The organism is Methylophilus aquaticus (genome assembly GCF_030769565.1).
Lineage (GTDB): Bacteria > Pseudomonadota > Gammaproteobacteria > Burkholderiales > Methylophilaceae > Methylophilus > Methylophilus aquaticus.
In genome coordinates, this window is record NZ_JAVCAP010000021.1 from 68,906 (window position 1) to 89,885 (window position 20,980).

Annotated in this window: 25 protein-coding genes; 20 read left to right on the plus strand and 5 right to left on the minus strand. The window is 53.1% G+C overall.

Annotated elements, in window-relative coordinates:
• From Q9291_RS10285 to Q9291_RS10325, 9 genes are all read left to right on the plus strand, one after another.
• Positions 1 to 996: a YVTN family beta-propeller repeat protein gene (locus tag Q9291_RS10285; protein ID WP_306389959.1), complete on the plus strand. Its 996-nt coding sequence runs from the start codon at positions 1 to 3 to the stop codon at positions 994 to 996.
• The gene (locus Q9291_RS10290) at positions 993 to 1,550 is read left to right on the plus strand and encodes an SRPBCC family protein (protein ID WP_306389960.1); all 558 of its coding nucleotides are present in this window, start codon (positions 993 to 995) and stop codon (positions 1,548 to 1,550) included. Before Q9291_RS10285 ends, Q9291_RS10290 begins: the two co-directional genes overlap by 4 nt.
• 97 nt (positions 1,551 to 1,647) lie before the next feature.
• A complete protein-coding gene (locus Q9291_RS10295) occupies positions 1,648 to 2,208 on the plus strand; it encodes an SRPBCC family protein (protein ID WP_306389961.1) in 561 nt (186 codons plus the stop codon).
• Between the two features lie 21 nt (positions 2,209 to 2,229).
• On the plus strand, positions 2,230 to 2,769 hold the full coding sequence (locus Q9291_RS10300) for an SRPBCC family protein (protein WP_306389962.1): 540 nt from the start codon (positions 2,230 to 2,232) through the stop codon (positions 2,767 to 2,769).
• Between the two features lie 177 nt (positions 2,770 to 2,946).
• Entirely contained in the window at positions 2,947 to 3,933 is a 987-nt protein-coding gene (locus Q9291_RS10305) for a beta-propeller fold lactonase family protein (RefSeq protein ID WP_306389963.1), read from the plus strand.
• A gap of 9 nt (positions 3,934 to 3,942) precedes the next feature.
• Positions 3,943 to 4,728 carry a quinoprotein dehydrogenase-associated SoxYZ-like carrier gene (locus Q9291_RS10310; RefSeq protein ID WP_306389964.1) on the plus strand — a complete coding sequence of 262 codons (786 nt, stop codon included), beginning with the start codon at positions 3,943 to 3,945 and terminating at the stop codon, positions 4,726 to 4,728.
• A 476-nt stretch (positions 4,729 to 5,204) separates the two neighbouring features.
• The gene (locus Q9291_RS10315; RefSeq protein ID WP_306389965.1) at positions 5,205 to 6,062 is read left to right on the plus strand and encodes a hypothetical protein; all 858 of its coding nucleotides are present in this window, start codon (positions 5,205 to 5,207) and stop codon (positions 6,060 to 6,062) included.
• 84 nt (positions 6,063 to 6,146) lie between these two features.
• Entirely contained in the window at positions 6,147 to 6,980 is an 834-nt protein-coding gene (locus Q9291_RS10320; RefSeq protein WP_306389966.1) for a hypothetical protein, read from the plus strand.
• A 98-nt stretch (positions 6,981 to 7,078) separates the two neighbouring features.
• Positions 7,079 to 7,654, plus strand: coding sequence for a hypothetical protein (locus Q9291_RS10325; RefSeq protein ID WP_306389967.1), 576 nt, complete (start codon positions 7,079 to 7,081; stop codon positions 7,652 to 7,654).
• Positions 7,655 to 8,073: 419 nt separating this feature from the next.
• Here Q9291_RS10325 and Q9291_RS10330 read toward each other — a convergent pair whose 3' ends face one another.
• A complete protein-coding gene (locus Q9291_RS10330; protein ID WP_306389968.1) occupies positions 8,074 to 8,373 on the minus strand; it encodes a type II toxin-antitoxin system RelE/ParE family toxin in 300 nt (99 codons plus the stop codon).
• A gap of 3 nt (positions 8,374 to 8,376) precedes the next feature.
• The gene (locus Q9291_RS10335) at positions 8,377 to 8,613 is read right to left on the minus strand and encodes a CopG family ribbon-helix-helix protein (RefSeq protein ID WP_306389969.1); all 237 of its coding nucleotides are present in this window, start codon (positions 8,611 to 8,613) and stop codon (positions 8,377 to 8,379) included.
• A gap of 283 nt (positions 8,614 to 8,896) precedes the next feature.
• Between Q9291_RS10335 and Q9291_RS10340 the strand changes: the two genes are divergently transcribed.
• From Q9291_RS10340 to Q9291_RS10375, 8 genes are all read left to right on the plus strand, one after another.
• Positions 8,897 to 9,163 (plus strand): hypothetical protein, encoded by a 267-nt coding sequence (locus Q9291_RS10340; protein WP_306389970.1) that lies wholly within the window; start codon positions 8,897 to 8,899, stop codon positions 9,161 to 9,163.
• A gap of 84 nt (positions 9,164 to 9,247) precedes the next feature.
• The gene (locus Q9291_RS10345; protein ID WP_306389971.1) at positions 9,248 to 9,544 is read left to right on the plus strand and encodes a hypothetical protein; all 297 of its coding nucleotides are present in this window, start codon (positions 9,248 to 9,250) and stop codon (positions 9,542 to 9,544) included.
• A 351-nt stretch (positions 9,545 to 9,895) separates the two neighbouring features.
• Positions 9,896 to 10,912, plus strand: a complete 1,017-nt coding sequence (locus Q9291_RS10350; RefSeq protein WP_306389972.1) for an AAA family ATPase — start codon at positions 9,896 to 9,898, stop codon at positions 10,910 to 10,912.
• Complete coding sequence (locus Q9291_RS10355; protein WP_306389973.1) at positions 10,912 to 11,769, plus strand: DUF58 domain-containing protein; 858 nt, start codon at positions 10,912 to 10,914, stop codon at positions 11,767 to 11,769. Before Q9291_RS10350 ends, Q9291_RS10355 begins: the two co-directional genes overlap by 1 nt.
• Entirely contained in the window at positions 11,766 to 12,764 is a 999-nt protein-coding gene (locus Q9291_RS10360) for a hypothetical protein (RefSeq protein WP_306389974.1), read from the plus strand. The genes Q9291_RS10355 and Q9291_RS10360 overlap by 4 nt, the downstream gene beginning before the upstream one ends.
• A complete protein-coding gene (locus tag Q9291_RS10365; protein ID WP_306389975.1) occupies positions 12,761 to 13,837 on the plus strand; it encodes a vWA domain-containing protein in 1,077 nt (358 codons plus the stop codon). The genes Q9291_RS10360 and Q9291_RS10365 overlap by 4 nt, the downstream gene beginning before the upstream one ends.
• Positions 13,827 to 14,447 carry a hypothetical protein gene (locus Q9291_RS10370; RefSeq protein WP_306389976.1) on the plus strand — a complete coding sequence of 207 codons (621 nt, stop codon included), beginning with the start codon at positions 13,827 to 13,829 and terminating at the stop codon, positions 14,445 to 14,447. The genes Q9291_RS10365 and Q9291_RS10370 overlap by 11 nt, the downstream gene beginning before the upstream one ends.
• Positions 14,444 to 15,442 carry a vWA domain-containing protein gene (locus tag Q9291_RS10375; protein WP_306389977.1) on the plus strand — a complete coding sequence of 333 codons (999 nt, stop codon included), beginning with the start codon at positions 14,444 to 14,446 and terminating at the stop codon, positions 15,440 to 15,442. Before Q9291_RS10370 ends, Q9291_RS10375 begins: the two co-directional genes overlap by 4 nt.
• 37 nt (positions 15,443 to 15,479) lie before the next feature.
• On the opposite strand, the gene Q9291_RS10380 is transcribed toward Q9291_RS10375, so the two are convergent.
• The gene (locus Q9291_RS10380; protein ID WP_306389978.1) at positions 15,480 to 16,169 is read right to left on the minus strand and encodes a hypothetical protein; all 690 of its coding nucleotides are present in this window, start codon (positions 16,167 to 16,169) and stop codon (positions 15,480 to 15,482) included.
• 8 nt (positions 16,170 to 16,177) lie between these two features.
• A complete protein-coding gene (locus Q9291_RS10385) occupies positions 16,178 to 16,588 on the minus strand; it encodes a hypothetical protein (protein ID WP_306389979.1) in 411 nt (136 codons plus the stop codon).
• A gap of 133 nt (positions 16,589 to 16,721) precedes the next feature.
• On the opposite strand from Q9291_RS10385, the gene Q9291_RS10390 reads away from it, so the two are divergent.
• From Q9291_RS10390 to Q9291_RS10400, 3 genes are read left to right on the plus strand one after another with little or no spacing between them, the layout of a single operon-like run.
• Positions 16,722 to 18,101 (plus strand): ATP-binding protein, encoded by a 1,380-nt coding sequence (locus Q9291_RS10390; protein WP_306389980.1) that lies wholly within the window; start codon positions 16,722 to 16,724, stop codon positions 18,099 to 18,101.
• Complete coding sequence (locus Q9291_RS10395) at positions 18,098 to 18,736, plus strand: response regulator (RefSeq protein WP_306389981.1); 639 nt, start codon at positions 18,098 to 18,100, stop codon at positions 18,734 to 18,736. Before Q9291_RS10390 ends, Q9291_RS10395 begins: the two co-directional genes overlap by 4 nt.
• A gap of 21 nt (positions 18,737 to 18,757) precedes the next feature.
• Positions 18,758 to 19,561 carry a tetratricopeptide repeat protein gene (locus Q9291_RS10400; RefSeq protein WP_306389982.1) on the plus strand — a complete coding sequence of 268 codons (804 nt, stop codon included), beginning with the start codon at positions 18,758 to 18,760 and terminating at the stop codon, positions 19,559 to 19,561.
• Here the strand turns inward: Q9291_RS10400 and Q9291_RS10405 are convergent.
• Positions 19,558 to 20,880, minus strand: a complete 1,323-nt coding sequence (locus tag Q9291_RS10405) for a Y-family DNA polymerase (RefSeq protein WP_306389983.1) — start codon at positions 20,878 to 20,880, stop codon at positions 19,558 to 19,560. The genes Q9291_RS10400 and Q9291_RS10405 overlap by 4 nt on opposite strands.
• Positions 20,881 to 20,980: the final 100 nt, after the last annotated feature.

Here is a 20,980-nt window from a genome sequence, read left to right on the forward strand (position 1 = left end):
ATGTGGTCTGGGGTGTGGGTAGTATCCGTGCGTGACGATAAACGGTGGGTGAGGCGGCTGCTGGGCATGTGGTTGAGTCTGGTTGCTCATGCCGTGTGTGCTTCGCCGTGGGCTTATATCACCAATCAGGGCGAACATACGGTGTCAGTGGTGGATCTGGCGCAACAAAAAGTCACCCGCACCATCTCTGTCGGCAAAGCGCCGGTGGGCGTGGCAGTAGACAGTGTCAACCACAAGGCCTATATCAGCAATGTCGAAGGCCGCTCGGTGTCGGTGATTGACATGCACAGTCAGCAGGTCATACAAACCCTGGACTTGCCGGTGGCACCGGTCGGGCTGACCGTCAGTCGCAGTGGTGACCGCTTGTATGTGGCGGACTGGTATCACGATGCGATTGTGATACTCGATACGGCCAGCGGCAAGGTGCTGACGCACATGGGCGTGGGTAAGGCGCCGGGGGGCGTACAGCTCAGCCGTGATGGCACCACCCTCTATGTGGCCAATCGTGACAGCAATGATGTCAGCGTGATTGATACCCGGTCTGCGCGCGAACTGCATCGTATTCCGGTGGGCCAGCACCCGTTTGGCCTCAATATCAGTCCCGATGGCAAACAGCTCTACGTGGTCAATGTATTTTCAAATACCGTGAGTGTGATCGATACCGTCACCGACCAAGTGACGGCGACGATTGCGGTGGGCGACCACCCCTACTGCGTGGTGGCTGACTCCGAGGGCAAGCGCCTGTTTGTCACCAATACCGGTGAAGATTCGATTTCGGTGATAGACCTCTCCACCCAAAAACAAATACAAAAAGTCCGGGTGCCCGGCACGCCCGAGGGCATTGCCTTTGATGCGCAACACCAGCAGGTACTGATTGCAAGCTGGATGGACAATGTGCTGGTGGTGCTGGATGCGCGCAGCCTGAAACTGCTGCCTGCCATTGCAGTCGGCGCCCAGCCACGTGCCTTTGGCCAGTTTATAGGAGGTACACATTGAAGCTTGCAAGCAGCCTGCTGATGGTGATTGGGTGCATGTGCACGCCGCTCTGGGCATGCGGCCCCGACCCGCAACGCGTGATCGAGCAGGTGGATATTACGGCCAGCCCGGCACAGGTCGCGCAGGCGTTACAGCATGCGGAATGGATGCCACGCTGGCATCCGCAAGTGCAGACAGTGAGCATCCACACTTCAATTACCGGCACGGCGGAGGGTGCGCCGGAAACTGTCAGAAGTCTGCAGTTGCGTAATGGCTGGACCTTGCAGGAAACCTTGCGCAAGCATGCAGACGCAGCGGTGCTTGAAGACAGTTTCATGCAGGGCGGATCGTTCCCGGTCAGCCAGTACCGCGGCGTGATTCGTCTCAAGGTGGCGCCGGATCAGCAGCATGTCACGGTCACGTGGACAGGCCGCTTTAATAATCAGGCCAATCAGATGGAGGCCCCGCCCGGTCAGGACAACGCCACTGCGGTGGCCGGTATTACCGCGTTTTATCGCAGCGGTTTGCAAGGCTTGAAAGTGTTTGTCGAAACGCAGGCCATGGCATCGCCATGATCCGGCAGCCTGTCTGCCAACTCAGAAGAATGCCCATCAAAATACAGTTAAATCACAGTTTTAAACACAGTCCAATCACCGTTATAGAGGAACCCATATGCAGTTGATCAAATCTCTGGGCATTGCGCTCATCCTGTCTCCCATCGCCTTGTTTGGCATATCGGTACAGGCGGCCAATGCCCCCAGTCAGCAAAAAGTCATCCGTGAGGTGGTGGTCAACGCCAGCCCGGCCAAAGCGTGGGCCGTGGTCAAGGATTTTAGCGCGATCAACAAGTGGCACCCGGCTGTGGTCACATGCACCACCGCAACCAAAGCCGATGAGGCGGGTGTCGAGTTGTTACATCGCACGCTGACCTTAAAGGGCGGCGGCACGCTGCTGGAAAAGCAAACCATCAACAGCGATGAAGAAATGAAGCTGGAGTACCGGATTGTCGAAGGCGTGCTGCCGGTCAGCGGCTACCGTTCCAACATGCAAGTCAAGGCTGGCCCGGGTGCTGGTGAGTCCACCATTGTCTGGACGGGTCGCTTTTATAACAAGGCAAATGACGTGCATGCCAAACCCGGCGAGGACAACGAGACTGCCGTCAAAGCAGTTGAGGGTGTGTACGACAGCGGCCTCCCAGCCTTAAAAGCTTATATTGAATCTCTGCCCAATTAATTTTAAATAAGGAAACGCATCATGAAACGCTGGTTGATTACCTTGCTGGCCTGTATGGCGCTGACTGCGCAAGCGCATGGCCCGAGCGGCCAAAAAGTGGTTAAAGAGGTGACTATTAAAGCCCCGCCTGAAAAAGTCTGGCAGGCGATTAAACAATTTGATGCGATCCAGCAATGGCACCCTGATATTGCCAGGCTCGTACTCGATCAACGGGTGGATAAAGAAACGGGTAACACGCTCCCCCACCGTGCCATCACACTCAACAGTGGCCTCACCCTGCTGGAAAAACTGCGTGAAGCCAACGATGAGGAAATGAAGCTCGATTACAAACTGGTCGATGGCGCAGAAAGCACCATTGCCGTGAGTAATTACCGCTCGGTGATGCAGGTCAAGGCGGGCCCTGGCGCCGGTGAATCGACTGTGGTGTGGACGGCACGCTTTTACAACAAGGCCAATACCATGGAAGCCCCGGCTGGTCAGGATAACCCGGCAGCCAATGCCGCCATTAATGCGTTTTACAACGCAGGTGCGGCGGGATTAAAACAATTTTTAGAGAAGTAACGCTGGGAGGTTTTCCCAAGCAAACTCGGGAAACCTGCTGCTGTTGGTCGAAGTGAACTGGCGCTATGATGCATTTATCATTTAAATTGTTTGAATTTAATTGATTTGCATAAAGTATATCTCCATGTTTAAGGCCAGTTGCAACAGCAACTGGCCGTTTTTTTTAAAGGACATTCTATGCAAGCACGCCTAAAACAATTACTGCTGACATCACTACTGTTGAGCGGCATTTTCTCTGCCCCAGCACAGACTATGGCGCAATCCGTCTCTCAGCCGATGGCTTATGTGCCCAACGAAAAAGATGGCACCGTGTCGGTGATTGATACGCAAACCGATGAAGTGGTCAAAACGCTGCCAGCCAAGGGCGCACTGGGTAAAAAAATTCAGGCCGCCGCCGTTCATCCTGCCTTGCAAAAACTCTATGTGGTGGTGCGTGATAAAAACGCAGTAGCAGTCATTAACCTGCAACAAGGCAAACAAGAGGCCCTGATTAAAGTCGGTGACGAACCCGAAGGCATTGATATCTCACCCGATGGCAAACTTCTGGCCGCCTGCCTGGAAGAAGAAAACGCCGTTTCGCTGGTGGACCTGAGCACCGGCAAACTCAGCAAAACCATTCCCACCCAAGGCAAAAACCCCGAGCACTGTGTCTTCTCGCCCGATCAGCAATGGCTGCTGGCCAGCAACGAGGAAAGCAATAATGTCGATGTGATCAACCTGAAAACCATGAAATCCGAGTACCTGATTGCCGCGACCAAACACCCGCGCGGTGTCGGTTTCAGCCCGGATGGTAAACTCGCCTATGTGGCCAACGAAGCCGCCAACCTGCTCGAAATCGTCTCCACTGCCGATTGGAAGGTCAAGGAAAGTATCAAGGTGGGTCTGCGCTCCAACGGCGTCAAGGTCAACGCCAATGGCAGCATCGTCTATGTTAGTAACGGCGGCGACCACAATATCAGCGTGATTGATACCGCCACCCGTACCGTGTTGACCACCATTGCCGTAGGCAAGCGGCCATGGAACATGGCCATCACCCCGGATGGCAAAAAGTTGTACGTGGCCAATGGCCGCAGCAACAGCGTGAGCGTGATTGATACCGCCAGCAATCAAGTGCTTAAAGAAATCACCGTAGGCACGCTGCCCTGGGGCGTGGTGATTCGCTAACAGCGTTGCATGCGCATGCATCTGCATCGCCCGCACTGGCACTGGCTCATCGGCATGCTGCTCTGCCTGTATGCCGGTGCAGGCTTCTGCGCAACCATCATCGACCACTGGCCAGTGATTGCCGAGGCTTTTTATAAAGACCGGCCGGTGCCAGCCGCAGACGGGCGCATCGTCATCAGCGCACCGGCACAGGCCGAAGATTCAGCGCTGGTGCCCATCAGCATTCAGTTTGCCGAAGCACATGGCATTGCCAAATGGTCATTGTTTGTCGATGCCAACCCCATCATGCTCACCCTCACCACCCACATGCCGGATACCACCCGCGCATTTACCTTATCTACCCGCATCCGTCTCGATGCCAACAGCCAAGTCAGAGTCATTGCCGAAAAGCCGGATGGCACCCTCAGCATGACCAGCGTTGCAATCAAAACCCCTGGCGGCGGTTGCGGCGGGGCCGTCAGCCAGGACGAAGCCGCGCTACGTGCCAGCGCAGGCAACATCAAATTACGTCAAGTTGAAGAAGGCAAGGCAACGGTCTTGCAGATTCAACACCCCATGCGTACCGGATTCGAGCGCACCGTGTATGGTTACTATGCCAAAGCGTGGTATCTGCAAAAAATAGAGTGGTTAGAGGCCGCAAACAAAGTCATGGCCTTGCAACTCGGCCCAGGCATCAGCGCCAACCCTTATTTCAAAATTGACTATCCTTTTGAGCTGGCAACCTTAGCGATTCAGGCGTCAGACAATGAAAATCAGCAATTCAGCTATCCAAAACAAGCTGTTTCTACCCGATAAACTGATGTTTTTATAATCCATAGCTGGTATGGGCTGGAAAGGATTGTCTTTGCGAACGCATGTGAAGCAATCCATACGCTTAAACTTTCTATACTGCTGCGCTATCTGCGCCCAGTTGCGTGTTTAATCAGACTGATTATGAGAAAGCCACCTGCGTCAGGTGGCTTTTTTGTTTTGATAAGATGGAGGTCCGTCATACCCACGAAAGCGGGTATCCATTGTCTTTTCCGTCAGCATACAAAAATTACAGGACTTTTAATCAACTCCAAAAAATATCTTTTGTTGATTTCTTAACACTTATGGCATTATTTAAACCATGTAAGCAAGTCAGAATCGATTGCCGACTTTGCCGATTAAATTACGCCCTCTATTTTTAACCTAGGTATATGGTTTGATTAGTCAATTTAAAAAAACAGCGCTCGTTTACATGCCGTCATTGGGACGGCTACTTAATAGTTCGGCCTCAAGGAGGAATCGTGCAGCACGCAGGTAGAACTTGGGCGTACTCATACCGAAATCTCTTTGAACTGTGCTCAGAGAAAAAACTGGCTAAGGTCGCTGGCCGCATTTCGGCGCAATACGCAAAATTGACGAAGGATTGGACATCCGAGAGGAACTCCGAATGGTCGTGCCGCATTTACTTCACGACCAAGATGATCCTCAATGCAACCGTTCTTCTCAATAGTCTCGAATTTGCGCGCACCTGCGGGCTTCGCGCTGCGAATCCATACTTTGAGTACTACGCCGCACTGTCCCTATTACGCGGCCTAGTCTATACGATTCCTACAGAAGACTGGAATTCTGGCGAGTTGATGGCAATCTCGCACACTCGTGCTATCAACGTGGCATTTGATTGGGTCGCAAAGTTCAACAAGTCGCTGGCGGCAGACATGAAGAAAACCGCTTTGCAGCTCAAGGCACAGCGCGAACTGATCGCTTACAAAGCACCCGCCAGCGGCGACAAGAACCTTGGGGCGAATTACGATCTGACTGACTTCCTGACCATCCTCGCAGAAGTCGCCGAATTCAACTCGGAACTACTGGAGGGTTCTATAACCAAGAACGCTAATCCAGCATCCTTTGAAGTGCTTGACGAACACATTCACCAGATCGCAACGGTTGAGGTCGAAGGATTTACCTTCTCAGATGACGAAGACTACTGGCGCCTCGGTTATGTGCAACGTAAGACACGAAGGCCATATCACTTAGGGTTGTTCATGCACCCCGGCCAGTCTGAGGACTTTATTGGCGCCTGGGACGGAGATGAGGATGCGGGCGAAGCGTTCTCTAACGGCTCTCCATCCAAATGGCAAGCGATCTTTGATGTGCCATGAGGCCGAACCCATCATTCCACCGGACCTTGCGCATAAAGCCGCGCAAGGCCGGTGAATTCAAACGTTGGGCATGGGAGAGAACGTATGTTTGATGAAATCCGCAAAGGTCTGACGGACTCCTACAAACACAAGCCTATTGAAGGGGCTGTCTGCGTCGCTTGCGGTCGCCAAGGAGTTCCATTTGCGCTTCATGTGATCGAGTTCTACCACTCAGACAGTATTGCCACTCCGTCCTATTTGGTTCCAATGTCGCAAAGTCGCGGCACCACTCGTGGTTCAGTCCCCCTTTGTAATACCTGCTGCCCAGCGTGTAACAACTGCTCTCTCCCCATTGCCACACCGTGGGTCAAGAAGTTACTGACCGCACTAAATTCAAAACACAAGGGCATTACCTTTGTTGTTGGTAATGGGTTCTGTCGCCATGTACACGTCATCAAAGACCTCATGTCCTTGTTTCGTTCTGCAAAGCTCTCTGGAGTTGATGTCCCGGCAACTCAAAAATCGCCAGAGCCAGAATCCTATCAATGGAAAAATCAAGATTTGGCCATCTATTTCAGGGCACAACCGAAAGACCAAATTTGGGGCGCAGTCACAGAGCAAAAGGCAGAGGCTATTCAATGTGGCTTCCTAGAAATAGTGCGACGGACAAGCCTCGATAAACACAACAACACAAACACGTTGCCGCCGGACGTCATTGACACGATTTGCAACATAGCCAATGAAGTGGGAAAAGAGAACGACTTGAACCCCGCATTCATTATTCTCCTTGCCCATCAGTATGTAGATGCCGACCAAGTAATGCGGCAACTTCATAAAAGCCGCTGGGTCGCTTCAATGGTTTCGCGTTCAGACTTTGCACCGCCGCCGGAGTCGTACATGAAATTCATCAAGTCCACATATTTCTCTAGTGGTGAATAAACCCATGCCCAACCCGGCAGTCCACTCGGACGCTGCGCGATAAAGCCGCGCAGCGCCGGTGACTTCTACGTTAGAACTCACCACCAAAAGGAGTTGATGTGAGAACTGAGGCTTACCATTCTTTTGAATCGAAACTCTTTTACTTTGATGACGAAATCGACCTAATTGAAGTCATCCGGCTAGGCATATTGAATGGCGACCTAACGGACAACGCTTCTCAATTTGTCCTTAAAAACATAGACCCGAAAAAGCACCTTCACATAAAAAGACGAAAGAACTCTGATGGAAGCCGGGAGTTACTTGCCAATCACCTACGCCAAACCGTTTACTCTTCTTACGTAAAAGACATTTACGAGGAAGTAACTCAATACCTAAAAACAATATTGGAAAAGGCCGCCGAGAACGGATTTGATTCGGGCCGGCTCATAGGCGAGCACTCAACAAAGCTTGATGCGAAAGTGGTTCTTTCTGCAGGAACATGGCAAGACGTAGCGCGCCTTATTACTGACTCTGTTTTCCAGTCGCTGGAAGCAGAAAAAAGCACTCTTAAACTGTTGGAAAAGGTATCAACAAAACTTGCTCTCGGCGTTGACGAAAATCTAATCACAGCCGCTCTCCCATACCTTGAGGTACGCCACTTTCTTGTGCATGTGGATGGGAAAATTCCTGCATAGTTCAAGAAAGATAATCCGAAAATACCTATCAGATCTGGGCACATTAAATTGGACTACAAGTTTGTCAGCGGACTTCGAGATGCCGCAAAGAAGCTAGTTAAGGAGTTTGACGACAAAGTCATTGCAGCAAATCTGTTAAAGCCAGAAGACATACGAAACTAGTTCTAACATGGCGCTCAACCTCGCTCTCTTCGGTCGCTGGACGCTGCGCGATAAAGCCGCGCAGCGCCGGTCAGTCTAGTAGGGTGGGTAACTTGTTGCCCACGCGTTAAAATTGCTCACAATTGCTCCCTGTCAAACTTTTTGTCGCGCCAACTAGGTAAGACGGATTCGATTACCGTCCGCCGTATGAAGGCTAACTGAGGCAGAGTGACCGAGTCAGTTTAATTGTTGAGATAGGATCACTCAACTCCCAGTGTTTAATCAGTTGGCAGCTCCCATTTTTCCGGCGGTTGTTGCGAGGTGTGAAAAACACGCAAAATTTCGACACGGTTATTTTTAATGCGGTAGGGCACAAGGTAGTGGCTGTTGCTAATCACTAATTCACGTGTGCCCATGACTCTGCCGGGGCGGCCAATAGCTGGTTGTGTTGCCAGTTGATTGATTTGCGCAATGATCAAAGCCACCACTTGGCTCGCGGCAGTTGGATTGTCTTGCGCGATGTAAGCTGCAATGTCATCCAAATTTTGTAATGCCTTGTTTAGCCAAACAATCTGCATGGTTTATTTTGTGCGCCATTTCTCGGCAACGGCATCTACTTCTGCTTGTGTGGCAAAGTCGCCCGCTTCGGCTTCGCTGATGGCTTGTTTAATTTCGTTGATTTGCCATTCGTTGCTCTCAACGTAAGCTTTAATGGCCTCTGCGGCTAAAAACGAGCGGGTGCGATGGGTTGAGGCTGCCAGTTTTTCCAGCTTGATTTTGGTCGATTCTTCTAAACGGATGGTCACCGTGTTGGACATGGCTTTGCTCCAAAATTACAATGTACACAATATAGCACAATGACACACAATGTTTGTTGAAGTTGCTATTGCGTTGTGAGGCGACTATCGCTCATCATTTCAATCGTTTTTCTCATGCAGCCTCATGCCAATGGTGTATTTTATATGCCGTTAGGTATATACCAACCTACCTATATCAATAGACGATTTGTAGACAATCTCCGCGCATAATGCAATCCATGGTGATTAAGCAAAGTTTCAAAAAACTTGCATCACATTGATCAAAACACTTAGGAGAATACATATGCGTAACGTTATTTCTGCAGTTGCTTTAGTGGCTGGTTTTATGGTCGCTGCGCCAGTGGTGGCCGTTGAACAACATGGTGGTATTGAAAAAACACAAACGGCACAACACTTTTTAAGCAAACGCCCTTATGCGCAGCCAGTGTTGGCCAAGGCTGACAGTGAACAAGCCTGGGTTGGCGCAAGTTTGGTGGTGGATGGCAACAATGCACGTGGAAGCGTGCATGACATGCAAAAGTTGCACATGATGGGTAAACGCGCGTTTTAAGCTGGGGCTTGCAGGGTGGGTGCGGTAAAGCGAATCGCCTGCAAACTAGCCAGACAACAATATAATTAATTTTGGAGCGAACAAATGAACAAACTACTCTTGGCAGTATTAAGCGTTGGGTTGGTAGCACAGGTACAAGCTGGCGACTTGTCAGATCAAAAGCAAGGCGTGCGTAGCCAGCACCAGCACAATTTTTTCGGTCAACGCCCTTATAACGTTGCCCCTGCGGAAAAGTCAAATGGCGCGAATCAGGCCTGGGAGGGCACTGGTTTGGTGACGCAAGACCCGGAACAGGCTGAAAAAGCCTTGATGAAACATAATCAGCATCAAATGAATTTTATCGGTAAGCGGCCATATCTGGCGCCACGTAACACCGACTAGGATTATCCACACAGACCTGATTGATTAAACGATTTCACAGCTCTCTCTTTACCCGCCTGTTGGCGGGTTTTTTTATGCAGTCACACGCTAAAACGGGCGTGTTAGGCAGAGGGCAACGCTGATTCACTTATGGGCACTTCTATAAATTCAATTTTCGTCGCCATATGGTGTTGCTCATAAAAAATTTCTCCTTACATATCAATTATATGCCGCGTAAAAATTTTTTATTCGCGCCTTGTCTGGCTTAGCAACTTGAATTTATAGAAATGCCCTTATTAAACGTCACGCAGGGAAAAATTCCCTACAAAGCGGGCGACATTTTCTGTTCAATGTCGGCTGACGGAGAAACGTATGAACAGACAAGAACAATCCCTGGCAGACTGGCGCAGTCGCGCCTTGCAATTTGAATCCGAGTTGAACACCGTGGTGTTGGGGCTGGCCCCGGCGATTCGCTTGTTGCTGATCAGTATTTTTGCCCGCGGCCATGTGTTGCTGGAGGGTAATGTGGGCGTGGGCAAGACGACCTTGCTCAAGGCGGCGGCGCGCGGCATTGGCGGCGGGTATCAGCGCATTGAGGGCACCATAGACCTGATGCCGCAGGATTTGATTTATTACACGTATATCAATCAGGAAGGCAGGCCGCAGGTGGATGCGGGTCCGATACTCAGCCATGGCGAGGCGTTGTCGATTTTCTTTTTTAACGAGATTAACCGGGCGCGGCCACAGGTGCATTCACTGTTGTTACGGGTGATGGCCGAGCGCAGTGTGACGGCGTTTAATCGCGAGTATGCTTTTCCGCATTTGCAGGTGTTTGCCGACCGGAACGCGGTGGAGAAAGACGAGACCTTTGAACTGCCGGGGGCTTCACGCGACCGGTTTTTAATGGAAATCGAGATTGCGCCTGCGCACGATGCGGAGCTTCACAAGCAACTGACGTTTGATACCCGTTTTCATGACACGGCCAGTTTGTTAACGGCGGTGACAGCCGAGCAAATGGATTACCGCCAGTTGCACGGGGTTGCCGAACTTATACAGTCTTCCGTGCAGGCGAATGCCACCTTGCAGGACGAGGTGGAGCGTTTGCGCCAGGCCAGCCACCGGCCACAGGATTTTGGTGTGCGATTGTCGGATATCGAGATGGAGGCCTTTGTCAGTGCCGGGATCGGGCCGCGCGGGGCGAGCATGCTGATACGTGCGGCCAGGGTGGCCGCCTGGCTGGATGGCAGGGTACACCTGATGCCGGAAGACATTGCGCAGGTGTTTACCGCGGTGGTCAGCCATCGTTTGTTCTTCACCCCCATGTATGAGTTGCAGCGCGGCGTGCTGAGTAAAGCGTTTACGCAGGCCTTACTGGAGCAGGTGCATTGATGGGGTGGGCTATGGAGATTCCGGTGGTGCATTACCGGCTGGGCTGGAAACCTGCTGGCTATCAGGCAGGGTTGGTCAGTGGCGTCAACGCTGGTCTTGGCGATACGTTGCGGGCAGTGGTGCCATGGCTGGAGTATCCCGATCCGCGTCGGCTGGATGTGCGCGCGACCTTGCGCGATCCGTTTGAAAAGCTGTGGGTGCGCGATTTTAAGCGCAATACGGCAATACAGGTGATGGCGCTGGTGGATGGTTCGGCCTCCATGGCTTATCAGGGAGTGCATGCACGCCCGCAGGTGGTGGGTGACTTGCTGTTTACACTGGCGCGTTCGGCTTATGCTGCCGGGGATGCCTTTGGCTGTTCGGTGGCGGCGGCGCAGTTGCAGGCGGCTTTGTGTTTGCCGCCACGCATTTCGCGCTCGGCACCGTTGTGGATTCAACGCCAATGGCCGCAGTTTCAGCCTGCCGGTGACCGGGTAGACGGTTTGTTTGAAGCCGCCGCCGGTTTATCCAAACGCAAGTCACTGGTGTTTCTGGTGTCTGATTTCCACTGGCCGCCTGCCGTGCTCAATGCTTTGTTAAAACGCCTGAGTCACCATGATGTGGTGCCGGTGTTGCTGGAAGATCCAGCCGAACGCCAGCCGCAGACAGGCAGCGGCTTTGCCAACTTGCAGGATATGGAAAGCGGCCGCCAGCGCTTTGTCTGGCTGAATCAGGCCACGCGCCATACCTTGCAGCAACGCGCGGCAGCGCATGTGCAGTCAGTCGCTGCGCTTTGCCAGCGGCATGGTCGCCGCTTGTTTTTGCTCAATGGAGCATTCAGTGCGCCCTCATTGACACAGTATTTTATCCAGAGATGAACAAGCGATTTCTACTGATTGTGAGCGGGGCGTGTGTGAGCTGGTTGTGGAGTCTGTCCGTGCAGGCTGACCCAGATCAGGCTTGGCCTGATGGCGCGTTATCGCCTGCCGTCAAGGTCGAGATGCGTCATCATGGCTACCAACTGGGCGATCTTCTGACGCAAAAAGTACGTTTGAATCTGCCCCCCGGGGTGACGCTGGATACGCACAGCTTGCCGCTGGCCGGGCCGGTTAAGCCTTGGCTGGATTTGGCCGACTTGCAGTATCAGCCCGGCAAGCAAGGCGGGGAACTGACGCTGGTCTGGCAGGTGTTTGCCACGGTGGAACAGGCGCAGCCGCTCACCTTGCCCGAGCTGCCTTTGATCGCCCGTCACACTTCTGATGTCGGAAAATCGAAGGTGGTCAATCTGCATATTCCCGCCACGCTGTTTTACTATTCGCCGGTGCTCGGTACTGAGGCCAGGCAGACCGAGCGCCTGCCTTCCCGTCCGCCTTTGTTGTATGCGACCAGCTTATGGCAATGGTTGACGGCGCTGGGCGCAGCCATCAGCGCGGGTTTGCTATTGCTGGCGTTATGGGTGCAAGACCGATTGCCGGGTGTGCCGTTCCGCCCCGGCCCGCTCACCCGGCTGCACCGGCAATGTTCACGTACGGGCGCGTTGGCAATGGTGCATGACAACACCGAGTGCCAGACCCAGGCCCATCAGCTTTACATGGCCTTGTGCGAGAGTGCCGGACAGCGCTTGTACCGGCACAATGTCCACACGCTGTTTGCGCAAGCCCATTATTTGCAAGCACATCACGCGCCTATCTGTGCCTTTCTTGCTGATTATTGGCAACAGCGCTACGGCTCGGGCAGTGATGCAGCAAGCGCGCACAGCGATGGCAGTGCATGGTTGGCCAGCGCGGCCTGGCTGGAGCGCTTGCATCGGCGTGCTCAACGTAAACTAGCGCGCTCTTCCCCTGCATCTGTTGCTGTATCAGGCCAGTCATGAGCAGCGTGCATTTTGTCCATCCGGTCTGGTTGTGGTGTTTGCCAGTGGCTTTGCTGCCCATGCTGCACCTGGGTGTACAACGGTTTGATTTTCCGAGCTTGCATGGCTGGCAAGCGACCGGGTGGGCGCGTCTGCTGCCATGGCTGTTGCGCGGTTTGGCGGTGCTGGCCCTGGCCAGCTTGCTGGTGGCTATGGCCGGGCCGTATCTGGAAGGCGGGCTGGCACAGCGTATTGGCAACGGGGCTGAAATTGTCGTTGTGCTGGACCGCAGTGGCAGCATGTCCGAAGGGCTGAAGGGCCGTGATTATAATCGTCAGGATGCCGAGGCGGGCAAGTCACAAACCCACTTTTTGAGCAAAATTGAAGCTGCACGTGCGGTATTGCTCAAGTTTATGCAGCAACGTCCGGGCGATACCTTTGGGGTGGTGGCCTTTAACTCTTCGCCCATCAGCGTGGCGCCCTTGAGTGCTGACCGTGCGCTGGCCGAGGCCGCTTTGCAAAGCGCACAAAGCCAGAGCACCGGCTTTACCGCTTTGAGCCGTGCCTTGGGTATGGCGCTGGAGTACTTTGAGGGCCGCCCGAAAACTGCCACCCGCATGCTGCTGCTGGTGTCGGATGGCGATGCAATTATTGAGCCGGAAGATCAGGAGATCCTCAAGTCTGCTTTTCAGCATTATTCGGCGCAATTGATGTGGATTTATGTGCGCGGTGAACGCGAAACCTCGATTCTGGATACCGTGATTGCCGGTGACAACGAGATCATCACGCAGGCCGATCAGGCCTTTGCCGACACGCAGCAGTCGGCTTCCATGCATCAGGTGTTTTCGCAACTGGGCATGCCGTACCAGGCGTTTGAGGTCGACAGCGAAATCGGACTGCGGCAGGCCATACAGGCGGTTGCCAAAGCCACCAACCAGCGCACGCGTTATCAATACCGCTTGCCGCGTCAAGATCTCGCTGCTGCCTGTTATTTGTGCGCGCTGTGCTGTATTGCCGGGCTGGTCTGGTTGCGCCAGCACATGCTGACAGACTGGGTGCTGCATGCAGAAAGAAAGGGGCAACATGCGCACTGATGGGCTTCGAGCAATCACACAGGGGTGGCAACGCCGCTGGCGCAATGCACCGGTCAGCCTGGTGTGCTGGCTGTATGGTCTGGCAGTCTGTGGCGTGTTGCTGACGCTGCTGGCTGGCTGGCAATGGCATGCGCTGGCCGAACGTAATCGTATGCTGCTGGCTGGTCAGGCCTTGCGCGTGCGGGCGCAAGCAGACGATGCCATTTTGGCCTATGCGCAAGGCGTTGCCTTGCAGTCCACCCCTGAAAAAGCCCTGCATTTATTTTATCTGCCTGAAGCCAGCGTCCACCCGCGCCTGCGCGCGCAAGCCAAGTTTGCCATTGGTAATCTGTATTTTGACTGGGCCATGCAACACCACGCGGTTGAGCAAGGCGGGGCGCATCAGCAGCAGGTGGCGATGATTGCACTGGCGCGCGAAGCTTATAAAGACGCGTTGCGACTGAACCCGGAGGATCACGATGCCCGCTTTAATCTCGAATTGCTGGACCGGCGCAGCCCGGACAAGCGGACCCAGGGCTGGCAATCCGAAACCGATGGCGTGACGCTCAAGCCGTTTAAACGTAACGGCACGGCGATGATGCGGGATAACCAGCGCCGGGGGCTGCCTTGATTTCACGCTGGAAAGCGGGATTGTCGACAACGGCGGTTCGCCTGCAAGGCTTTTTGCGCCGAAGCAGGCAGCGCGGCAGCTTGCCTTTTTTGCTGGCAGCCGCGGTGGTTGGCATGACCTGGGCCGACTTGCGTATGCCACAAGAAAGCGAGGTACGCGATGTGCTGTTTGTGCTGGATATTTCGGAAAGCATGAATGTGCCGGATGCAGCGTATCCCAAGGCTGGCAGCCGTCGACTGACGCATGCCAAAGCGCTGGTCAGTGACATGATGGCAGACTTGCCATGCGGCTCTAAAACCTCACTGGCCTTGTTTGCGGGGGATGAAACGGTCGTCTTGTTTGAGCCACTGGAAGTTTGCGCCCATTATCCTGCCATGGAAAAAGTGGTGAGCCAGCTGGATACGCGCATGCGCTGGATAGGCGATTCGTGGGTGGTGCGCGGGGTCAAGCAGGCCATTGAAGCAGCACAAGCACGCCAGATGCATTTGGTATTTATCAGTGATGGGGATGAAATGCCGCACCATGAACATCCGCGCATTGCCGAGCTATTGCCTTACAAGCGCAAAATACACGGCCTGCTGATTGGCGTGGGCGGCACCACGCTGCAACCTGTGCCGCATTTAAACAGTCGCGGCGAAGTGACGCGTTACTGGACACCGGAAGAGGCCGTGATTGAAGGCAATTACCCCAATCTGCTGGCCATGGTGAAGTCACTGTTGCCAGGGCAAGCCATGGATGCGACCGAGGCAGCCGAAGTGCGCGAACACCAAAGTCAGCTCAATGTGGCGCTGATGCAGCAACTGGCGAGTGCGCTCGACATGCCTTATTTGCAAGCGCCGCAGTCGCAGCAGGCCCTGCCATGGCTGCGGACTGCCGCGATCAGCCATAGCACCGTCGCCAAACAGGATGCACGCTGGATGCCAGGTCTGATTGCCTGTGGGCTGGTGCTGCTTGGCTGGTTCTGGACTGCGCTGCCCGCACGCTGGCGGCATTGATTGTTTCAGAGAGCCCTTGGTCTCAGAGCGTCCTTGGTCAAGGCGCAGGACGCTCTGACTGTAGCTGCTTGAGCAGGCTGATATGTTTCACCAGCAGAATTTCGCAGGCGCCGTCGCCGTGGTCATTGCGCACGCGTGAAGTGGTCCAGATAAAGCCGTCTGCATCTTTCACATCTGTCAGGTAGCCTTCCATACTGACGACATCGCCGGGCTGCAATGCCTGCAGCTGCTGCAACACCTCATCATTGTCGGCAATCATATGCACGTTGGTGCTGGTCAATTCAATCTCTTCACGCGGAATTGGAAACGCTTCCACCCGCCAGTAATAGAAACGGTCAGACTGGCGGATATTGATCGCGCTGACGACGGATGGATCAGACATGCGTTGCCAGCCGATCACCACATCCACCGGCGACAATGCCGCCATGTCATCGCCATCCGCTTTACGGTAGCGATGGGTGGACAGTACCAGACCGCGCATGAATATTTTATCCGTCCATCCCAGTTGAAAATCACCTTTGGCATGCCACTGAAAGTCAGCAATCTCGGATTGTTCTGGTGGTTCATCTACCAGAACACCCGCAGGCAGTTGTCTAAACAGCGCCCGTTGCAGGCTGGGTGGACTGCCAGCGGGCAGTCCCGGTGGCGTATTGCGCATAGGGTGGTCGGCGTAAGCCAGGCAAGACAGGCTGCCAATGATCAGCAAGCCCCAAACTTTGTTTCGCATCGTGCGGGTTACTGGCTGCGCTTGAAGGGCCCCACACAACTGCTGGTATCCGGACTGTCGCAGGAGACATACAGGTTGCCCGACGGGTGAAACATCAGGTATTTCTGGTAGCTTTCGCCGCTGTTGTTTTCCACACTTCCCCCGCAATCCTTGCCACCTTTGTCCTCGAGGATATTGAGCTTCACAGCATAGTAGCCTTGTGCATCCGCCTGTTCACTGATGCTGTAACTGGCAACCGACACTTCTTCACCACTGGTGATATGTCCGCTGCCTTCAGTGCCAAAAATATAAATTTCTTTACAACTGTTTTTAATATTCACCCACTCCCACGTGCCCAGTAGCGGGTTGGCAAACAGTTGGCCAGTACTGCCCAGCCAGCAAAGTGCACAAGTTAAAGCGAATAAGGGTTTGCGCATCATCGTGCTCCTGTTCAGAATGGTCTGTTGTGCATGCAAGCGCACTATAATGGGCAAGCATAATTTTTAGCGTTGACCATGAATAGGGAAAAATTCCCGATGGTTTTTAATCAATAAACTTTACAATCCGCAGAGCATGATGAAATCCCTAAGTTTACAACTCAAGCTTAATCTGATTTTTACAGTTCTTTTTCTTGGGCTGTTGCTGACATGGGCGTTGTCAGTGATTGCTAACGCACGCGAAGATGTGCTGGCAGAAGTGGACTCGACCACCAATCTGGTGATGCATTTATTAGATGCGGAAATTGCACACTATATGTCAGATTACAGCTGGTTGAGCCGTGGTGCCGACGGCAAAATTAATATTTTCAGGTTAGATACTCTTCAAAACGTACGGCATTTAAAAATTGATTTTTTTGATGTGAATGGTCATCTGCGTGAATCGAATCGCTCCTCGAAAATTGAGCATGAAGGTGCAGATCCACCAGAGTGGTTTGTTAGATGGCTGGACATTACCAGTGTATTGAGTGAGCCAAAACGTAAAAACATCGTGTTGAGTGGTCGCTTGCTTGGGGAGCTGGTTGTCACTCCTGATCCCAGTTTCGAGTTGCGTGAAATATGGTCGGATACTTCGGATTTATTGGCCATGGTGACTATTTTTGCTATTTGCATGTTGTTGTTTGTGTACATGACAGTGCGCTATACCTTTAAGCCGGTAAAGCAGATTATTGATGGTCTTAACCAGGTTGAAAGGGGCGCTTACGAAGCGCGTTTGCCAGGATTCAATCAAATTGAGCTCAGTGAAATTAGCGATAAATTCAACAGTATGGCCAGCACGCTGGAACAAAGTATCAGAAACAATCATCGCCTGACCCAGCAGATTATTAACCTGCAGGAAGAAGAGCGCAAAAAACTGGCAAGGGACTTACATGATGAAATTGGCCAGTATTTAACGGCTGTCCATGTGGATGCCAGTGCGATGGTGGCCGCTAAAAAGCTGAGTGTTGCGCGGGAGAGTGCACAAGCCATCTCGCAGATTACACGGCAAATGATGGTGACCATTCAGGATATCCTTGCCCGCCTGCGGCCGCGGGTACTGGATGAGTTGGGTTTGAGTCTGGCTCTGGCAGAGTTGATCCATCACTGGCGCGATCGTAACCGCGGCATTATGGTGGTCAATACGATTGCCAGTCAGATACGGCCATTGGATGAGACGGTCAGCGTCACGCTTTACCGTATTTTGCAGGAGTGTTTGACCAACATCAGCAAGCACGCCAAAGCCACCCGTGTCGCAATTGAAGTGAAAGAGGTCGGACAAGGCTTGTGGATGACCGTAGAGGATGATGGCATTGGCTTTGATACTTCGGTGCAAAGCCGTGGCTATGGTTTGGCAGGGATGCAAGAGCGGGTGGAAGGATTAATGGGGACGATGCAAGTGATCAGTCAGCATGGACAGGGGACGCGCATCGAGGTGCGTTTTCAAAATCTGGGTAATTTTCGGGAATCAATAGCATGACAGTGAAGGTGATTTTGGTGGACGACCACTCCGTGGTGCGCTCTGGCTTGCGGCGATTGCTTGAGAGCCACAAGTCATTGGAAATTGCAGCCGAAGCAGATACCGGGGAGCTGGCATACCAGATTTATGGCGAAGTGCTGCCTGATGTGGTGCTGATGGATATTTCCATGCCCGGCATGGGGGGGCTGGAGGCGGCCAAGCGTATTTTGCAACGCTATCCGCAAGCCCGCATCGTGATTTTTTCCATGCATGAAGCCGTGTCTTTTGCGGCACAAGCCCTGAAAGCAGGGGTTAAAGGCTATGTGACCAAAACCGGTTTGGCCGAAGATCTGGTGCAGGCCGTGCTGGATGTTTCCCGTGGAAAAACCTTCCTGAGTCAGGATGTGGCGCAGAAAATTGCCTTGCAAACGCTGATCGGAGAAACCAATCCCTTACAGCAATTGACCTCGCGGGAGTTTGAAGTATTCCGTTTGCTGGCTGAAGGCAAGCGAGTGGAAGATGTGGCAGAAATGCTCAAAATCAGCCAAAAAACAGTGGCCAATTATTACACACTGATCAAACAGAAATTGTCGGTCAGCAGCCCGGTGGAAATGGTCAGGCTGGCCATGAAGCACGGGTTGATTGATGCCGAATAACTATCGCACTGGGGGAAAGTAATGAAACATATGGTATTGGCTGCATGGCTATGCGGTCTGCTCAGTCATGCGGCGTATGCTGATTTTCAACAGGGCAAAGCGGCCTTTGTCGCGCATGAGTATGCCAAAGCTTTAAAGGAGTTTGAACCGTTGGCGCGGGCTGGCGATATGCAGTCGCAACATATCCTGGGCATGATGTATGACGAAGGGCAGGGCGTTGTGCAAGATTATGCCAAGGCTGCTGACTGGTATCAGAAAGCCGCTTTGCAAGGCAACCAGGACAGCATGTACAACCTGGCTGTGATGTATGCACAGGGGCAAGGCGTGCCTAACGATGATGTGAAAGCGGCTCAATGGTTTGAAAAAGCGGCTGAAAAAGGCCATGTGCTGTCACAATTTGCCTTGGGTAGATTGTACATTGTCGGTCGCGGGGTCAAGGCCAGTGGTGAAAAAGGCAATGGCTGGTATAAAAAAGCGGCCTTGCAAGGCCATTACAAGGCGCAGTTGGCCCTGGGTAAAAACTATCTGGAGGGTAACGGCATTAAAAAAGACCTGACGCAGGCTGAACACTGGATCAGGCAATCTGCCACACAAGGCCACCACAAAGCCCAGTATGAACTGGGCGTGCTGTACCGTGATGGTGTTGCGGTTAAAAAAGACGCTAAACTGGCCTATATGTGGTTTGATCTGGCGGCCAGGCAGGATCATGTCGGCGCCCAGCAAGCACGCGATGCCTTGGCAAAAACCATGAAAGCGGAAGAGATTGCGGCTGCACGTTTGTTATCCAGCGAGTGGAAGCCACAAGCGCCGGAAGTGTCCTCCTAATCCACCTGCAATAATCCCCGCCAGTCCGTGGTGTAGCCCGGACTTTTGCGGTCCTGCTTCATCTGCCAGGCTTGCTGTTTGCCTTCACTGGCCAGTCGCAAGGTCGCCTTGCCCATTTTCCGGTTAACCGCATCCAGTGCCTGCATCAGGCGAGATGATTTTTCTGTCGGCGCACTGTCGTGAAACAAATCTTGCTGAATGCGATGCGCAGGCACCAGTGCACCCAGCGATACCCCCGCTTTGGCATAGTCGTGTCCTGGCTGATAAATCTGGCTGAGTGCCCAGAGCGCTGCTTGTACCAGGTGACGGGTGTCGTGCGTCGCCATTGGTAACGGCACCGTCAGCGCATTGCTGTAAAACGGCCGGTCATCACGAAACGGACTTGTGCGGATATAGACATACACGCTGCCTGCAAACAACTGCTTGCGGCGTAACTTTTCGGCCGCACGTGCGGTATAGAGTGTGAGCGCTTCTGACAGTCCTGTGATATCCCTGACGGGTTGGCCAAAACTGCGCGTACACAGGATTTGCTGCTGCGGCCCGCGTATTTCTTCCAGCGCCAGACAGACCGTGCCATTCAGTTCACGGATGGTTTTTTCCATGACTACGCTAAAGCGACGGCGCATGGTTTCTGCGTCGCTGTATTTCAGATCAAATGCGGTATGTATCTGAGCATGTTTATCCGTGCTGCCTGTCCCCTTCGGGTTGCATAATTGTGCGGCCAAGCGTCGGCCGATGCCCCAGACTTCTCCAACAGGAATGCCGGTCAAGTAGCGATCGACCACATGAGGTGCCCAGACGTTAAAGTCACATATCCCCTTCATTTCCGGGGTGTGCTTGGCACAGTGGTTGGCCAGTTTGGCCAGGGTCTTGCTGCGGCCTATGCCCACACACACTGGTAAGCCGGTCCATTGCAGTAGTGTGTGTCTTAGGTGTTGTGCATGGCTTGTGAGGTCACGTTTGCCGAATCCGCTCAAGTCAAGAAAACACTCATCGATAGAATACACTTCCTGTGCCGGACTGAACTGGCGCAAAATCGACATCACACGGTTGCTCATGTCTGCGTAAAGTGCGTAATTGGAAGAATAGGCGACCACGCCTTCCTGTTCGGCAAACTTGCGAATCTGGAACCAGGGTGCACCCATCGCGATGCCCAGCGCTTTGGCTTCGTCGCTGCGCGACACCACGCAGCCATCGTTATTGCTGAGCACCACAACGGGCCGGTTGCGCAGCTTGGGGTTAAATACCCGTTCGCAACTGACGTAAAAGTTGTTCACATCAATCAGGGCAATGGCGCGGGGCGTACTTGTGGAGGGCATAGGGTAAAAACCGTCAGGCGGGTTTCATGAAATCTATGAAGGACTGTTCATGATCTGCAATAGCGTGTTTTTTTAAGATGTGTCGATAATGAATCGTACG

Excerpts from the sequence above, each read along its gene's own strand:
- Q9291_RS10285 (WP_306389959.1), top strand. The coding sequence starts at position 1 with ATGTGGTCTGGGGTGTGGGTAGTATCCGTGCGTGACGATAAACGGTGG.
- Q9291_RS10295 (WP_306389961.1), top strand. The coding sequence starts at position 1,648 with ATGCAGTTGATCAAATCTCTGGGCATTGCGCTCATCCTGTCTCCCATC.
- Q9291_RS10300 (WP_306389962.1), top strand. The coding sequence starts at position 2,230 with ATGAAACGCTGGTTGATTACCTTGCTGGCCTGTATGGCGCTGACTGCG.
- Q9291_RS10305 (WP_306389963.1), top strand. The coding sequence starts at position 2,947 with ATGCAAGCACGCCTAAAACAATTACTGCTGACATCACTACTGTTGAGC.
- Q9291_RS10310 (WP_306389964.1), top strand. The coding sequence starts at position 3,943 with ATGCGCATGCATCTGCATCGCCCGCACTGGCACTGGCTCATCGGCATG.
- Q9291_RS10320 (WP_306389966.1), top strand. The coding sequence starts at position 6,147 with ATGTTTGATGAAATCCGCAAAGGTCTGACGGACTCCTACAAACACAAG.
- Q9291_RS10330 (WP_306389968.1), bottom strand. The coding sequence starts at position 8,373 with ATGCAGATTGTTTGGCTAAACAAGGCATTACAAAATTTGGATGACATT.
- Q9291_RS10335 (WP_306389969.1), bottom strand. The coding sequence starts at position 8,613 with ATGTCCAACACGGTGACCATCCGTTTAGAAGAATCGACCAAAATCAAG.
- Q9291_RS10340 (WP_306389970.1), top strand. The coding sequence starts at position 8,897 with ATGCGTAACGTTATTTCTGCAGTTGCTTTAGTGGCTGGTTTTATGGTC.
- Q9291_RS10345 (WP_306389971.1), top strand. The coding sequence starts at position 9,248 with ATGAACAAACTACTCTTGGCAGTATTAAGCGTTGGGTTGGTAGCACAG.
- Q9291_RS10350 (WP_306389972.1), top strand. The coding sequence starts at position 9,896 with ATGAACAGACAAGAACAATCCCTGGCAGACTGGCGCAGTCGCGCCTTG.
- Q9291_RS10355 (WP_306389973.1), top strand. The coding sequence starts at position 10,912 with ATGGGGTGGGCTATGGAGATTCCGGTGGTGCATTACCGGCTGGGCTGG.
- Q9291_RS10360 (WP_306389974.1), top strand. The coding sequence starts at position 11,766 with ATGAACAAGCGATTTCTACTGATTGTGAGCGGGGCGTGTGTGAGCTGG.
- Q9291_RS10365 (WP_306389975.1), top strand. The coding sequence starts at position 12,761 with ATGAGCAGCGTGCATTTTGTCCATCCGGTCTGGTTGTGGTGTTTGCCA.
- Q9291_RS10370 (WP_306389976.1), top strand. The coding sequence starts at position 13,827 with ATGCGCACTGATGGGCTTCGAGCAATCACACAGGGGTGGCAACGCCGC.
- Q9291_RS10380 (WP_306389978.1), bottom strand. The coding sequence starts at position 16,169 with ATGCGAAACAAAGTTTGGGGCTTGCTGATCATTGGCAGCCTGTCTTGC.
- Q9291_RS10385 (WP_306389979.1), bottom strand. The coding sequence starts at position 16,588 with ATGATGCGCAAACCCTTATTCGCTTTAACTTGTGCACTTTGCTGGCTG.
- Q9291_RS10390 (WP_306389980.1), top strand. The coding sequence starts at position 16,722 with ATGATGAAATCCCTAAGTTTACAACTCAAGCTTAATCTGATTTTTACA.
- Q9291_RS10395 (WP_306389981.1), top strand. The coding sequence starts at position 18,098 with ATGACAGTGAAGGTGATTTTGGTGGACGACCACTCCGTGGTGCGCTCT.
- Q9291_RS10400 (WP_306389982.1), top strand. The coding sequence starts at position 18,758 with ATGAAACATATGGTATTGGCTGCATGGCTATGCGGTCTGCTCAGTCAT.
- Q9291_RS10405 (WP_306389983.1), bottom strand. The coding sequence starts at position 20,880 with ATGCCCTCCACAAGTACGCCCCGCGCCATTGCCCTGATTGATGTGAAC.